This is a genomic window from Luteococcus struthionis (assembly GCF_048595755.1).
In the GTDB taxonomy this organism is placed as follows: Bacteria; Actinomycetota; Actinomycetes; order Propionibacteriales; family Propionibacteriaceae; genus Luteococcus.
Window position 1 is genome coordinate 1,104,267 of record NZ_CP184360.1, and the last position, 14,000, is coordinate 1,118,266.

Consider the following 14,000-nt stretch of genomic DNA (forward strand, 5'->3'; position numbering starts at 1 on the left):
CAGGCCTTAAGTCAATAGATTGTCCTGACAATCTGATTTTTGTCTCGTGGTTCCCGTTGGCCCCACCTCGAGTCGAGGGCTCTCAGGAGGTGAAGACGGTCGAGTCGAAGGTGTAGCGGTCGGCTCGGTAGACGTGGTCGCCGAATTCCACGATCTGGCCCGCCTCGTTGGTGGTGGCACGGCGCATGGTGAGCAGCGCGGCTCCGCGCTTCACCTCGAGCAATCGTGCTTCCTCGAGACTCGCGTTGCGCGCGCCGATGGACTGGCGAGCGGAGAAGAGCTGCACGTGCCGGTTGCGCAGCGCCTCGTACAGTCCGCCGGTCTCCAGCTCCTCCGCGGAGGGTGCGAGCTCGCGGGGAATCAGGTTGCGCATGACCGCGATGGGGTGCTCGTCGGCGAGCCTCAGGCGGCGGATCTCCGTGATCGGAGTTCCGGCGGCCGCAAGGCCCATGGTCTCGACCTCCTCGTCGGTGGCCTCGCGTTCGACGTAGTCCAGAAGCTGTGTGGTGGCCTGGTGTCCACCGCGCGTGAGGTCGCTGTGCAGGCTGGTGAGCTCCATGGGTCGATGGATCAGTGCCGGGGCGACGCGCGTTCCGACGCCGCGCTGGCGGACGACGAGTCCTTGGTCGACCAGGCGCTGCAGGGCTTGGCGGGCCGTCGGGCGGGAGACCTTCAGGCGCTTTGCCATGGACAATTCGTCCTCGATGCGCGTGCCGCTCGGCAGCTCGTGGGAGTTGATGGCGGCTGCGATCGGTTCGGCGATCTGGAAGTAGAGCGGGATGGGGCTGTTCCGGTCGAGGTTGATCTCCGGTGCGTAGACGTCGCCGCTCATGGGAGGGTCCTTCCGTGGTGAACTTTTGGCCACACCGTACCTTCCATGTGCGGCTCTTGTGACATTTCGTGCCGTAAGGCACAACGATAATTTGTCAGGACAATCTATTGACACTGCACTAGGGAGCGAGGCAGGCTTGAAACAACCGGTTCACAGGAGAGCCGGGCGTGCTGAAGGGACGAGCGATGTCATTGGTCGAACGGATCGTCGAGATCCGCGCCCAGGAGCCCAACCGGATTGCCCGGGTGCTTGCGGAGCGCCCTCGCGGCGCCATGCCGGCCGACGGCGGCAAGCTCATGATCATTGCCTGTGACCACCCCGCGCGAGGTGCGCTCGTGGCTGGCCAGGACGAGACGGCCATGGCGGACCGCGAGGAACTGCTGGGGCGCTGCATGGAGGCCCTCGGGCGCCCCGGCGTTCACGGCTTCCTGGGAACCGCCGACCTGGTGGAGGATCTGGCCCTGTTGGGCGCACTCGACGGCAAGCTGGTCTACGGTTCCATGAACCGCGGTGGCCTGATGGGCGCCAAGTTCGAGATGGACGACCGCTTCACCGGCTACGACGCTCGCGGCGTCAAGGCAGCCGGCCTGGACGGCGGCAAGATGCTGATGCGGATCAACTATGCGGATCCGGCCAGTGTCCAGACCATGGAGTCCTGTGCCCTGGCCGTCGACGAACTGGCCGAGCTCGACTTGATGGCCATGGTGGAACCCTTCATCTCCGCCTGGATGGCCGGGCACATCAGCAACGACCTCACGCCCTACGCGGTGATGCGGTCCATCGCCATCGCGTCGGGGCTGGGGCGCACCTCGGCCCGCACCTGGCTCAAGCTTCCCGCCGTCACCGACATGGAACGCGTGATGGCGGCGACGACCCTGCCGGCCCTGATCCTGGGTGGCGAGGTCAAGAAGGACAATGACGAGAGTCTCGCACTGTGGCAGAAGGCCTTGGCCATCCCCACGGTGCGTGGTCTGGTCATTGGAAGGTCCCTGTTGTTCCCGCCGTCCGGAGACGTGGCGGCGGCCGTTGACGAGGCGGTAGGTCTGCTGTGAACACCAATCCCGACATCTACATCCCCGCAGGGGAGAGCGGTCACGACCAGTTCGAGGCCGACGTGACCCCGGAACGGGCCGGTTGGGCCTGGTCCGGCATCAAGATCCTCAAGCTCGACGCTGGTGGCAGTCAGGAGCTGCAGACCGAGAGCGACGAGGTGCTGGTCCTCCCCTTGGAGGGTGGCTGCACCGTCGAGGTCGACGGGCAGAGCTTCGAGCTGGCCGGGCGCGAGAGCGTCTTCAAGGGCGTCTCCGACTATGTCTACGTGCCACGTAACAAGAGCCTGGTGGTCACCTCCGAACAGGGTGGCCGCTTCGCCATCCCCACGGCGCGTGCCACCCAGGACCTCCCCGTCGCCCACTACGGCAAGGACCAGGTTCGCACGGACCTGCGTGGCGCCGGCGACTGCTCGCGTCAGGTCAACAACTACGCCCTCAACAACGGGGTCCCGACCAGTCACCTGCTGGTCTGCGAGGTGCTCACCCCCGGCGGCAACTGGTCGAGCTACCCCGCCCACAAGCACGAGGAGTTCAGCGAGGTCGAGCGCGAGCTGGAGGAGGTCTACTACTTCGAGGTGACCGCGGGTCCCGACGGCCCGGGCTTCGCCCTGCACCGCACCTACGGCACTGCGGAGCGCCCCATCGACCTGTTGGCGGAGGTGCACGACCGTGACATCGCGCTGGTTCCCCACGGCTGGCATGGCCCTTGCGTCGCGGCCCCCGGGTACGACCTCTACTACCTCAACGTGATGGCCGGCCCCGCGGAGGACCAGGTCTGGCTCGCGATCGACGACCCCCAGCACCACTGGATCCGCAGCACGTGGGACGAGCAGGAGATCGATCCCCGCCTCCCCTTCACGAACTGACCCCTAGGAGAAACCGTGAGCAACGACGCTTACCGTGGCACCGTCGACCTGACGGTGGCCCAGGCGACCATTCGCTTCCTGTCCAACCAGTACTCCGAGCGCGATGGCATCGAACGGCGCCTCATCCCCGGCGCCTTCGGCATCTTCGGCCACGGAAACGTCGCCGGCATCGGCCAGGCACTGCTGCAGAACGAGATCAACCCTGCCGAGGGCGAGAACGAGATGCCCTACATCATGCCTCGCAACGAGCAGGGACAGGTGCACGCGGCTGCCGCCTTTGCCAAGACCACCAACCGGATGCAGACCTACATGTGCACCGCGTCCATCGGGCCCGGCTCGCTCAACATGGTCACCGGCGCCGCCCTCGCCACCACGAACCGGGTTCCGGTGCTGCTCTTCCCCTCGGACCAGTTCGCGACGCGCATCCCGGATCCTGTGCTGCAGCAGCTGGAGGACCCGACCAACCTCAACATCTCCGTCAATGACTGCTTCGTGCCGGTCTCCCGCTTCTTCGACCGGATCAACCGTCCCGAACAGCTGATCCCGTCCTTGCTCAACGCGATGCGTGTGCTGACCGACCCGGCCGAGACAGGTGCGGTGACAATCGCGATGCCGCAGGACGTCCAGGCCGAGAAGTGGACCTGGCCCGTGGAGCTCTTCGACAAGCGCGTGTGGCACGTGCGTCGTCCCCCGGCAGAGCCCGCCGCCCTGGCTCGTGCGGCGGAGATGATCAAGGCAGCCAAGCGGCCGATGGTCATCGCCGGCGGTGGAGTGATCTACTCCGAGGCAACCGAGCAGCTGCGGGAGTTCGCCACGAGGACAGGCATCCCGGTTGCCGACACCCAGGCCGGCAAGGGGGCCATCAACTTCGACCACGAGTGCTCCATCGGCGGCGTCGGTTCCACCGGCGGTGACTCCGGCAACCACATCGCCGACGAGGCGGACCTGGTCATCGGCATCGGCACCCGCTACTCGGACTTCACCACCGCGTCGAAGACCCAGTTCAAGAACCCCGACGTCAAGTTCGTGAACATCAACGTGGCCAGCTTCGACGCAGCCAAGCAGTCGGCCGAGATGGTGGTGGCCGATGCCCGTGAGGCCCTGGTGGCGCTCACCGAGCTGCTCGACGGCTACCACGTCGACGAGGCCTACAGCCAGCGGATCGCCACCGAGAAGAAGGCTTGGGAGGAGCAGGTTCAGCTCTGCTACCACCGTGACCACGGTCCGCTGCCCGCCCAGACCGAAGTCTTCGGCGCGCTCAACGAGCTGATGGGCGACGAGGACGTCGTGATCAACGCGGCAGGCTCGATGCCCGGTGACCTGCAGGCCCTGTGGCAGGCGAAGACCCCGGTGCAGTACCACGTGGAGTATGCCTTCAGCTGCATGGGTTACGAGGTTCCGGCGGCACTGGGAGTGAAGCTGGCCCGACCCGAGTCCGAGGTCGTCGCGATCGTCGGCGACGGCACCTACCAGATGCTCCCGATGGAACTGGCCACCGTCGTGCAGGAGAACATCAAGGTCATCTACGTCCTGCTGCAGAACCACGGCTTCGCCTCCATCGGCGCGCTGTCCGAGTCCAGAGGTTCGCAGCGCTTCGGCACCAAGTACCGCCAGCGTGGCAAGGGCAGCCACCTGGCCGACGAGGAGCTCATCAAGGGCGTCGACATTGCCGCCAATGCCGCCTCCTGGGGAATCGACGTGCTCAAGGTCAACGGCATGGATGAGTTCCGCGCCGCCTACCAGAAGGCCCACGAGTCGGACCGCCCCACGATGATCCACATCGAGACGGACCTGATGGGCCCCAACCCGCCCGGTTCGAGCTGGTGGGACGTTCCGGTTTCGGGCGTCTCGACCTTGGAGAGCACCCAGAAGGCGTACGCGGACTACGTGGAGGACCGCAAGCCGCAGCGCCACTACCTGTGATCCGACGGGGACGGCGGGCAGCCAGCCCGCCGACCCCACCCAGAGCAGTTCATCGCACCACCCGCCGGCCACGCGGAAGTGGCCATTACCAGTGAGGAACGAACAATGCAGTTCGAGAACAAGGGCAAGTCCGTCAACACCACCAATCCCCGCTACTCCAAGCTGACCATCGGCGTCTGCCCCGACCAGTGGGGCGTCTGGTTCCCCAGCGATCCCAAGCAGATCGACCCCGACGTCGCCATGACCGAGATGGCCGAGGCCGGCTTCGAGATCCTCGAGACCGGCCCCTGGGGCTACTTCCCGAAGGATCCCAAGGAGCTGCAGCGCTGGGTGGACGAGCGCGGCATGCGCGTCGTCGCGGGCACCGGTTGGGGCATCCTGCACAAGGAGGAGGCCTGGGCCGAGACCGAGAAGACCTTCCGTGACATCGCCGAGACCCATGCCGCCGTGGGTGCCGAGTACATCGTGCACCTGCCTCCGCTGTACCGCGACGACAAGACCTGGGAGTTCACCGACGACCGCGTGCTGTCGCCGGAGGCCTGGCAGCTCTACGTCGACAATGCCAACAAGCTCGGCCGCATCATGAAGCAGGACTACGGCCTGACCATGGTGCTGCACCCCCACGGCGACTCGCACATCGAGACCCCTGAGGAGATCGACCGAATCTTCCAGGCCACCGACCCGGAGTACGTCTCCTTCTGCCTGGACACCGGCCACATCGTCTACGGCGGTGGCGACCCCGTCGAGCTGTGCCAGAAGTACCCCGAGCGGATCGGCTACGTGCACATCAAGGCCTTCGACGAGGACCTGGTCAAGGAGGCCCACGAGAAGGACTGGCCCTTCGGTGAGGCCGTCGCCAAGGGCGCCTCGGTGTGCCCGCCGGCCGGTCTGCCCCCGATGGACACCCTGATCGAGGCCCTCGCTGACCTGGACAAGGAGCTGTACGTGATCTGCGAGCAGGACATGTACCCCTGCGCTCCCGACTTCCCCAAGGGCAATGCCATCAACATGCGCAAGTACCTGGCCTCCCTGGGCCTCGGGCTGGCCTGAGCTCCCTCGACGACGAACCACAGAAAGCTGGAATGACATGACTGTCCGAATTGGTCTCATCGGGGCCGGCGGCATGGGCCGCGCGCACGTCGAGCGCATCACCAATGAACTGGCCGGGGCGCAGATCGTCGCCGTCGCCGACATCAACCTGGACGCGGCCAAGGCCGTGGCCGAACCGCTGGGTGCCAAGGCCTATGCCGACGGCAAGGAACTCATCAATGATCCCGAGGTGGACGCGGTCCTGGTGGCCACCTTCGGCAAGGTCCACGAGGAGTCGGTGATCCCCGCGATCGAGGCCGGCAAGTACGTCTTGTGCGAGAAGCCGCTGGCCACCACCGCGGCCGGTTGCGAGCAGATCATGGCCGCCGAGCAGAAGGTCGGCAAGAAGCTGGTCACCGTCGGTTTCATGCGTCGTTTCGACCAGGCCTACCGCGAGATGAAGGAGCTGCTGGAAGCCGGGGACCTGGGTTACGCAACGCTGGTGCACAACCGTCACCGCAACCCCTCGGTTCCCGAAGGTTATGTCTCGCGCATGGCCATCGACGACACCGCAATCCACGAGATCGACACCATGCGGTGGCTGTTGGGGGAGGAGATCGTCGAGGCGCGAGTGGACCGTCCCCGCTTCACCTCCAAGCGCTTCGAGCACCTCAACGACCCGATCGTCGTGGTGATGAAGACCGAGTCCGGCGTCCTGATCGACGACGAGGTGAACGTCAACATCCAGTTCGGCTACTCGATCGAGTGCGAGCTGGTGATGGAGGCCGGCACCGCTCGCCTGGGTGACCAGGAACGGATCCACGTTCGTGACGGCCATGGCGACCGCAACAAGATCTGCAACTCCCACATCGACCGCTTCCACGCCGCCTTCAACCAGGAGGTGCAGGAGTGGATCCGTGCGGTGGCCAAGGACGAGCACACCGGTGCCGACTCCTGGGACGGATATGCGGCGGCAGTCGTGGTCGATGCCGCGGTGGCCTCGCTCGAGGATCCTGAGGGCAAGCCGGTCAAGGTCGAAATGATCGACAAGCCCGGGCTCTACGCCTGAACAAGCCCCGGGTGGTGGCCGGCCCTACTCCGGCCACCACCCACCAGCCCTTCCCCAGGAAAGGAAGTGTCATGGTCGACATCGCCCTTGACCCGAACATGTACTACATGACCATGTCGGTGCCCGACACCCTGCGCAAGGCGGCCGACCTCGGCTTCCAGTACGTGGAACTCTCGCCGCAGGCAGACTTCCACTTCTGGCACCACTACCCGAAGGCCGATGACGACTTCGTCACCGAGCTCAACCGGGCCCAGCAGGAGACCGGCGTCAAGATCCGCACGCTGAACCCCGTCTTCAACTGGGCCTCCACCGACGAGACCGAGCGCCAGGCCCAGGTTCGCAACTGGCGACGCCTGCTGGAGCTGGCCGACCAGTTGGACGTGCGCGAGATCACCAGCGAGTTCTCCGGCAATCCGAACACCCCGCGTGAGTGTGAGTCCCAGTGGTACCGCTCCATGGAGGAACTGGTTCCGGACTTCGAGAAGTACGGAATTCGCCTCAACATGGAGGCCCACCCCTACGACTTCGTCGAGCTCCACGACGATGCCTACCGCCTCATTCGGGGCGTCAACAAGGAGTGGATCGGTTATGAGTTCTGCTGCCCGCACGCCTTCCACCTGTCCGATGGCAAGGGTGATGTGGCACGCATGATCCGTGACAGTGCGCCCAAGCTGCGCGAGGTGCACATGGCGGACGCCTTCAACCACCGCGCCAATGATGGCAACCGCTACATCATCAATCCTCCGGGAGTCGATGCCCGGATCCACCAGCACAACGAGATCGGTCTGGGCGAGGTGCCCTGGGACGAGGTCTTCGCCACGCTGCGTGAGATCGACTTCGACGGCGTCATCTCGGTCTGTGTCTTCGGCTGGCACGAGAAGGCCGACGAGGTGAATCGCCGCATGCTCGAGCGAATCACCAAGGAGCTCGTTGCCTGAGGTGGTTGGATCCCCCGTCTCTTGACTGCGGGCCCCGGGGGACGACCAGTCCCGCGGGGCCCGCAGTCCATTCGAGCGCGCCCGGAATCGCCGGGTGCCCATCAAGAGGTTGGAGACCTGCCATGTCCGTCCAGATTCCTGAAACCATGCGCGCAGCCGTGCTCCGTGAGCCCGGCAAGGGGTTGACCGTGGAGAGCCTGCGCACACCCCGTCCCAAGGCCGACGAGGTGCTCATCAAGGTCGATGCCTGTGGCATGTGCCACTCGGACCTGCACGTGATTGGAGGGGCGATCGCCTTCCCCATGCCCGCCGTGCTCGGGCACGAGGTGGCTGGCACCATCGTCCAGCTGGGGGAGGGGACCGAACACACGGGCCTGGCCGTGGGCCAGCGTGTGGCCGGTGCCTTCCTGATGCCCTGCGGACGTTGCGAGGCCTGCGCCAAGGGCCATGACGAGCTGTGCGGTCCCTTCTTCGACCTGAACCGGCTCAAGGGCGTCCTCTACGACGGCACCACGCGGCTGTCCACTCCCGAGGGGGAGGCCGTGCACATGTACTCGATGGGGGGCCTGGCGGAATATGCCGTGATCCCTGCCACCTCCGTCGCCCCGGTCCCCGACGAGATCGACACCGTGCCCTCGGCGATCCTCGGCTGTGCCGCTCTGACGGCCTATGGCGCGGTGCGCCGCGCTGGCTTGCAGCACGGCGAGACGGTGGCGGTGGTGGCCGTGGGTGGCGTGGGCAGCAATATCTGCCAGATCGCCTCCGCCATGGGGGCGAAGCAGGTGATCGCCATCGACGTGAGCGACGAGAAGCTGGCGCCCGTCACCGCCTTTGGCGCCACGGCCGTCGTGAACTCCGCGACCAGCGATGCCCGTGAGAAGGTGCTCGAGCTGACGGGTGGCAGAGGTGTCGACGTCGCCTTCGAGGCGCTGGGCATCGGCCCCACCTGGAAGACCGCGCTCGACGTGCTCAGCGACGGTGGCCGCATGGTGCCGATCGGGCTCGGCGCCGGTGTGCAGTCGGCCGAGGTGGAGATCAACCGCACCGTGCGGCGCAGCCAGTCCATCCTGGGCTCCTATGGCGCGCGTACCCGCGTGGACCTGCCGGCCGTGGTCGACATGGCAGCCCGTGGCGAGATCAACTACAAGGAGCTGGTGACCCGTCGTTTCCCGCTGGAACAGGCTGGTGAGGGGTACGAGCTGCTGCGGCAGGGTGGGATCGTGGGTCGCGCCGTGGTCGACATGTCCCTGTGACCTGTCATGGACGGGCGCGGCGGTGTGCTCCGCCCGTCCATGATGCCCGTGAACGCCAATTCTGCGAAGAAAAGACGGAATGTTCGGACAAACTATTGACCTTCCAATGAACGGGGCGTTAACTGGGCTCTGAGAGAGCTTTGGTTGTCGGCCGCCTGCGTGGCGGCGACCCTGGACAAGGAGACAAGGATGTCCCACGCAAGTCCGGCGGCTACTGCTGCCAAGATCGAGCTGCCCCCGTTGCAGGCGGGGCCGCACCAGCGGCGGCTGGACACGATCGCCGTCGTCGCCACCTTTGGCGGATTGCTGTTCGGCTACGACACCGGTGTCATCAATGGCGCCCTGGAGCCGATGAAGAAGGACCTCGGGCTGACCGCCACCAGCGAAGGCCTGGTCACCTCGACCCTGCTGTTGGGTGCGGCGGCCGGCGCCTTGGTCTCGGGCATCCTGAACGAGAAGCTGGGGCGCAAGAAGACCATGAGCACCATCGCGGTGTTGTTCTTCTTCGGTGCCCTTGGGTGCGTCGTGGCCCCAGGGCTTGGACTGCTGCTTGTTTCTCGCGTGGTGCTGGGTCTGGCAGTTGGTGCGGCCTCCGCCACCGTTCCCGTCTACCTTGCCGAGTTGGCGCCCACCGAACGGCGTGGTGCGCTCAGCGGCCGCAACGAGTTGGCCATCGTGGTTGGCCAGATGCTCGCCTTCGCCATCAACGCGATCATCGCCAGCATCTGGGGCCACCACGGATCCGTCTGGCGCTACATGCTCGTCGTCTGCATGTTGCCTGCCGTCGCCCTCTTCTTCGGCATGATGAAAATGCCTGAATCGCCTCGCTGGCTGCTCAAGCACGGGCGCCGCGACGAGGCGCTGGCCGTCCTGATGCAGGTGCGCAACGAGGACCGGGCACGCGCAGAGATGGCCGAGGTCGAGCGGTTGGCCGAAGAGGAGAAGGTGGCCAATTCCGGCGGCTGGTCTGACATGGGCATCCCGTGGATCCGTCGCCTGGTCATCATCGGCTGCTTCCTGGCTGCTGCCCAGCAGATCACCGGCATCAACTCGATCATGTACTACGGCACCCAGCTGCTGCATGAGGCCGGCTTCTCGTCACAGGCCGCCATCATCGCGAATGTCGCCAATGGCGTGCTGTCGGTCGTGGGCACCGCCCTGTGTCTGTTCGTGGTGATCGACAAGGTGTCTCGTCGCAAGCTGATCATCTTCGGCTTCTGCATGACCACCTTGATCCATGGCCTGATCACCGTCGTCGCCACCCTCATGCCGGCCAGCACGGCGCGTGCCTACCTGGTCTTGCTGCTGTGCGTGACCTTCGTCTTCTTCATGCAGTGCTGCCTCAACGCCCCTGTGTGGGTCGCCCTCTCGGAGATGTTCCCGCTGCGAGTTCGTGGCTTCGGGATGGGGGTGGCAATCCTGTTCATGTGGGTCGTCAATGCCATCATCACCTTCTCCTTCCCGGTCGTCACGGCTCGGGCGGGACTGCAGGGCATGTTCGGCATCTTCTTCGTGCTGGGTGCTCTCGTGGTGGTCGGCCTGGCCAAGTTCCTGCCCAACACCAGTGGTCGTTCCTTGGAGGAGCTGGAGGAGCACTTCGCCAGCGGCGGCAAGATCTGAGGACATCCCGCGTGCCGCTGTCTGCGGCATCGGGGACGCAAAAGGGGCTGGCATCCGTCGGGATGCCAGCCCCTGCGCTGTCCAGCAGGTGACCCAAGAGGGTGGTGGAGCTTGATGTCTTGTCCGGGTGGCTTCGCGCGGCTCTCGCGCCCTCGAAGGGGCGGGTGCTCGCTGCAGGGGTGTCGCCGGGGTTGGTGGCGTATTGCGGTCTGTGTGGCCTCAGTCGTCCACGGCCACTGGTTCCTCTTGTCGGTCAGCGGTCAGCGGGGTGGTGCCCCGGCTCAGAAACAGCTGCGGAAGGAGGCGAAGACGGCCAGGAAGCTCGCGCCGATCAGCGGGAGGGCAGCGGCCGCCAGCACGATCTCGGAGCCGGTCAGCACGGAGGCGATGACCATGGCGCCGCACAGGATGGCCAGGGCCGCGCAGGTCAGCAGCGGCTGGAGGATCTCGACGCGGATGCCCGAGAGGTCCTCGTGCTCGGCGGCAGCGGTCGGGGTGGTGGGGGCGGTGAGGACGGTGCTCATGTGATTCTCCTTGTCTGGGCGTGGCCGCAGAAGGAGCGATGGCCCCTACCGCACGGCCATCGTGGTGTTGTCCGGACTTTGTCCTGACAAATGTCAGTCTAAGGCGCGCTGGGGCGTGGCGCAAATCAGCCCGCGAGGCAAGGCCCCCGACTCGACGCCTCCAACTCGACACCGGGGCATTGTGGCTCAAGTCACTACATGTTATTGTCAGGACAAAGGCACGACGTGGAAGTCGTGTGTCAATTCCGGGCTCGCACCGCTGCGAGCAGGCCCAGGCAGATGCCGAGCCAGTACATGGAAGGAAGCGGTCCCATGACCCAGACCATCGCCCACTGGATTGCCGGAGCTGAGTACGAGGGCTCCCCAACACGTCGAATCCCCGTCGAGAACCCTGCCACCGGCAAGGTGGAGGGTGAACTGCTGGCTGCCGGCCAGGAAGACCTGGACCATGCCGTCGAGGTGGCCACTGCCGCCCAGAAGAAGTGGGCAAAGTTCTCCCTGGCCAAGCGCGTTGCGATCATGTTCAAGATGCGCGAGCTGGTCCTGGATCACTCCGACGAGATCGCCAAGAGCATCGTCGCCGAGCACGGCAAGGACTACAACGACGCGATCGGCGAGATCCAGCGCGGTCGCGAGACCCTGGACTTCGCCTGCGGCATCAACTCCGCCCTCAAGGGAGAGCACTCCTTCGACATCTCCTCCGGAGTGGACATCCACTCCATCCGTCAGCCGATCGGCGTCGTGGCCGGCATCTGCCCCTTCAACTTCCCGGTGATGGTGCCGATGTGGATGCACCCCATCGCGATTGCCACCGGCAATGCCTTCATCCTGAAGTCCGCCAGCCCCACGCCCACCGCCTCGCTGCTGATTGCCAAGCTGTACAAGGAAGCAGGCCTGCCCGACGGCGTCTTCAACGTGCTCGGCGGCGATCGCGAGCTGGTCTCCGGCATCCTCGAGCACCCAGGCATCGACGGGATCAGCTTCGTCGGCTCCACGCCGGTCGCGCGCATCGTGCAGGAGCGGGCCACTGCCACTGGCAAGCGGGTCCAGGCGCTCGGCGGGGCCAACAACCACGCCATCGTCATGCCGGATGCGGATCTTGACTTCGCGGCCCAGCACATCTCTGCCGCCGCCTTTGGCGCGGCAGGCGAGCGCTGCATGGCCCTGCCCGTCGTCGTGGCCGTGGGTGGCTGCGGCCCGAAGCTCGCTGAACTGGTCAAGGCCCATGCCGAGAAGATCAAGGTGGGCATGGGACTCGACGAAGGCGTCCAGATGGGTCCGGTCATCAGCAAGCAGGCCAAGGAGCGCATCGTCGGCCTGATCGATGACGTCGAGAAGCGTGGCGCGACCATCGTGCTCGACGGCCGAGGCCATACCGTCGAGGGTTACGAGGATGGCTTCTGGCTGGGCCCGACCATCGTCGACGACGTCCCGGTCGAGGCGCCCTTCTACCACGAGGAGGTCTTCGGCCCCGCCCTGGCCATCGTCCACGCCGAGACCTACGAGGAGGCCATCGAGATCGTCAACTCCTCGCCCTATGGCAACGGCTCGGCCATCTTCACCAATGATGGTGGCGTCGCTCGTCGCTTCACCCTGGACGTGCAGGCCGGCATGGTGGGCGTCAATGTCCCGATCCCCACTCCAGTGGCCTTCTACTCCTTCGGTGGTTGGAAGGACTCGCTGCTGGGTGACCTGCACATCCACGGCCCCGAGGGCGTGCTCTTCAACACCCGGATGAAGGCCATCACCAGCCGCTGGCCCTCGGAGTCGGGCCACTACGCCGCGTCGATGTCCTTCAAGCGCGAGGAGTGACCTCTTGCCGTCCTTGTGGCAGTGAGAACCGGTCGTGGCGGTCACGTGAGTACACGTGACCGCCACGGCCCAGCGCTTGGTGGGTGCAGCGGCGAGGATGCCCCAGCACCCCAAGAACACATGAGCAGTATCAACAACTGGGCAGTATCAACAAAGGAGTTGTCATGAAGATTGCCGGAGCCCCGATCAGCTGGGGTGTGTGTGAGGTCCCCGGCTGGGGGTACCAGATGGATCCCGAGCGGGTCCTGACCGAGATGAAGCAGATCGGCCTGTCCGCCACCGAGTTCGGCCCCCAGGGGTGGCTGCCCACCGATGCCGTGGAGCGGGCCCAGGTGGTGGGCAAGTTCAGGCTCAAGCCCGTCGGCGCCTTCTTCTTGGCCGTGATGCATGCCCCGGACTTCGATCCGATCCCGATGGTCAACAAGGAGCTCGACGCCTTCGAGGCTGCCGGTGGCGACTTCCTGATCCTGGCGGCCGACTCCGGCCGTGACGGTTACGACGACCGTCCCGTGCTGGACGAGAAGGGTTGGGAGACGCTCTTCTCCAACCTCTCGAGGATCCGTGAGGTCTGTGCCGCGCGTGGTGTGACCGCCTGCCTCCACCCGCACTGGGGGACGATGGTGCAGAACGCGGACGAGATCGAACGTGTGCTGGACAACTCCACGGTCGGCCTGTGCCTGGACACCGGCCACATGGCGTGTGGTGGCTGCGACGTCGTCGAGCTGGTCAAGAAGTACGCAGACCGGGTGGACATCGTCCACGCCAAGGACATCCGCAAGGAGCTCACCGACAAGCTGCTGCCCGGTGAGATCACCTGGAGCGAAGGCATCAAGGCCGGCATGTTCACGCCTGTCGGTCAGGGCGACATCGACTTCGGTGCCATCGTCAAGACGCTCGACGAAGCCGGCTTCGACGGTTACTACGTCTTGGAGCAGGACATCATGATCGACGAGGAGCCCCCCGCCGGTGGAGGCCCCGTGGAGAATGCCAAGGCCTCGTTGGAGGCTCTGTCGGCCTTGGGTTGAGGCCAGAACCCGTTCGGACAGCAATGGTCCCCGGCGCTCGTGCGCCGGGGACCTTGT

General features: G+C 65.6%; 12 protein-coding genes. 10 read left to right on the top strand and 2 right to left on the bottom strand.

The window, feature by feature from the left end:
- Positions 1-82 precede the first annotated feature (82 nt).
- Positions 83-832, bottom strand: a complete 750-nt coding sequence (locus tag ACOAMO_RS05055) for a GntR family transcriptional regulator (RefSeq protein WP_420176496.1) — start codon at positions 830-832, stop codon at positions 83-85.
- A 185-nt stretch (positions 833-1,017) separates the two neighbouring features.
- Between ACOAMO_RS05055 and ACOAMO_RS05060 the strand changes: the two genes are divergently transcribed.
- The 8 genes from ACOAMO_RS05060 to ACOAMO_RS05095 all read left to right on the top strand — a co-directional run bounded on the left by ACOAMO_RS05060 (position 1,018) and on the right by ACOAMO_RS05095 (position 10,582).
- Positions 1,018-1,884, top strand: a complete 867-nt coding sequence (locus ACOAMO_RS05060; RefSeq protein ID WP_420176497.1) for a Cgl0159 family (beta/alpha)8-fold protein — start codon at positions 1,018-1,020, stop codon at positions 1,882-1,884.
- The gene (gene iolB / locus ACOAMO_RS05065) at positions 1,881-2,750 is read left to right on the top strand and encodes a 5-deoxy-glucuronate isomerase (RefSeq protein ID WP_420176498.1); all 870 of its coding nucleotides are present in this window, start codon (positions 1,881-1,883) and stop codon (positions 2,748-2,750) included. Before ACOAMO_RS05060 ends, iolB begins: the two co-directional genes overlap by 4 nt.
- A 15-nt stretch (positions 2,751-2,765) precedes the next feature.
- Complete coding sequence (iolD, locus tag ACOAMO_RS05070; RefSeq protein ID WP_420176499.1) at positions 2,766-4,673, top strand: 3D-(3,5/4)-trihydroxycyclohexane-1,2-dione acylhydrolase (decyclizing); 1,908 nt, start codon at positions 2,766-2,768, stop codon at positions 4,671-4,673.
- A 105-nt stretch (positions 4,674-4,778) separates the two neighbouring features.
- Positions 4,779-5,723 (top strand): TIM barrel protein, encoded by a 945-nt coding sequence (locus ACOAMO_RS05075; RefSeq protein ID WP_420176500.1) that lies wholly within the window; start codon positions 4,779-4,781, stop codon positions 5,721-5,723.
- Positions 5,724-5,760: 37 nt separating this feature from the next.
- A complete protein-coding gene (locus ACOAMO_RS05080; protein WP_420176501.1) occupies positions 5,761-6,771 on the top strand; it encodes a Gfo/Idh/MocA family protein in 1,011 nt (336 codons plus the stop codon).
- A gap of 71 nt (positions 6,772-6,842) precedes the next feature.
- Positions 6,843-7,709: a sugar phosphate isomerase/epimerase family protein gene (locus tag ACOAMO_RS05085; RefSeq protein ID WP_420176502.1), complete on the top strand. Its 867-nt coding sequence runs from the start codon at positions 6,843-6,845 to the stop codon at positions 7,707-7,709.
- Between the two features lie 122 nt (positions 7,710-7,831).
- Positions 7,832-8,962: a zinc-binding dehydrogenase gene (locus ACOAMO_RS05090; RefSeq protein ID WP_420176503.1), complete on the top strand. Its 1,131-nt coding sequence runs from the start codon at positions 7,832-7,834 to the stop codon at positions 8,960-8,962.
- A gap of 189 nt (positions 8,963-9,151) precedes the next feature.
- The gene (locus tag ACOAMO_RS05095; RefSeq protein ID WP_420176504.1) at positions 9,152-10,582 is read left to right on the top strand and encodes a sugar porter family MFS transporter; all 1,431 of its coding nucleotides are present in this window, start codon (positions 9,152-9,154) and stop codon (positions 10,580-10,582) included.
- Positions 10,583-10,863: 281 nt separating this feature from the next.
- Here ACOAMO_RS05095 and ACOAMO_RS05100 read toward each other — a convergent pair whose 3' ends face one another.
- Entirely contained in the window at positions 10,864-11,106 is a 243-nt protein-coding gene (locus ACOAMO_RS05100) for a hypothetical protein (RefSeq protein ID WP_420176505.1), read from the bottom strand.
- A gap of 312 nt (positions 11,107-11,418) precedes the next feature.
- Here ACOAMO_RS05100 and ACOAMO_RS05105 point away from each other — a divergent pair, with 312 nt between their 5' ends.
- Both ACOAMO_RS05105 and ACOAMO_RS05110 read left to right on the top strand, forming a co-directional pair.
- Complete coding sequence (locus tag ACOAMO_RS05105; RefSeq protein ID WP_420176506.1) at positions 11,419-12,918, top strand: CoA-acylating methylmalonate-semialdehyde dehydrogenase; 1,500 nt, start codon at positions 11,419-11,421, stop codon at positions 12,916-12,918.
- A 164-nt stretch (positions 12,919-13,082) separates the two neighbouring features.
- The gene (locus tag ACOAMO_RS05110) at positions 13,083-13,943 is read left to right on the top strand and encodes a sugar phosphate isomerase/epimerase family protein (RefSeq protein WP_420176507.1); all 861 of its coding nucleotides are present in this window, start codon (positions 13,083-13,085) and stop codon (positions 13,941-13,943) included.
- The last annotated feature ends 57 nt before the right edge of the window (positions 13,944-14,000 follow it).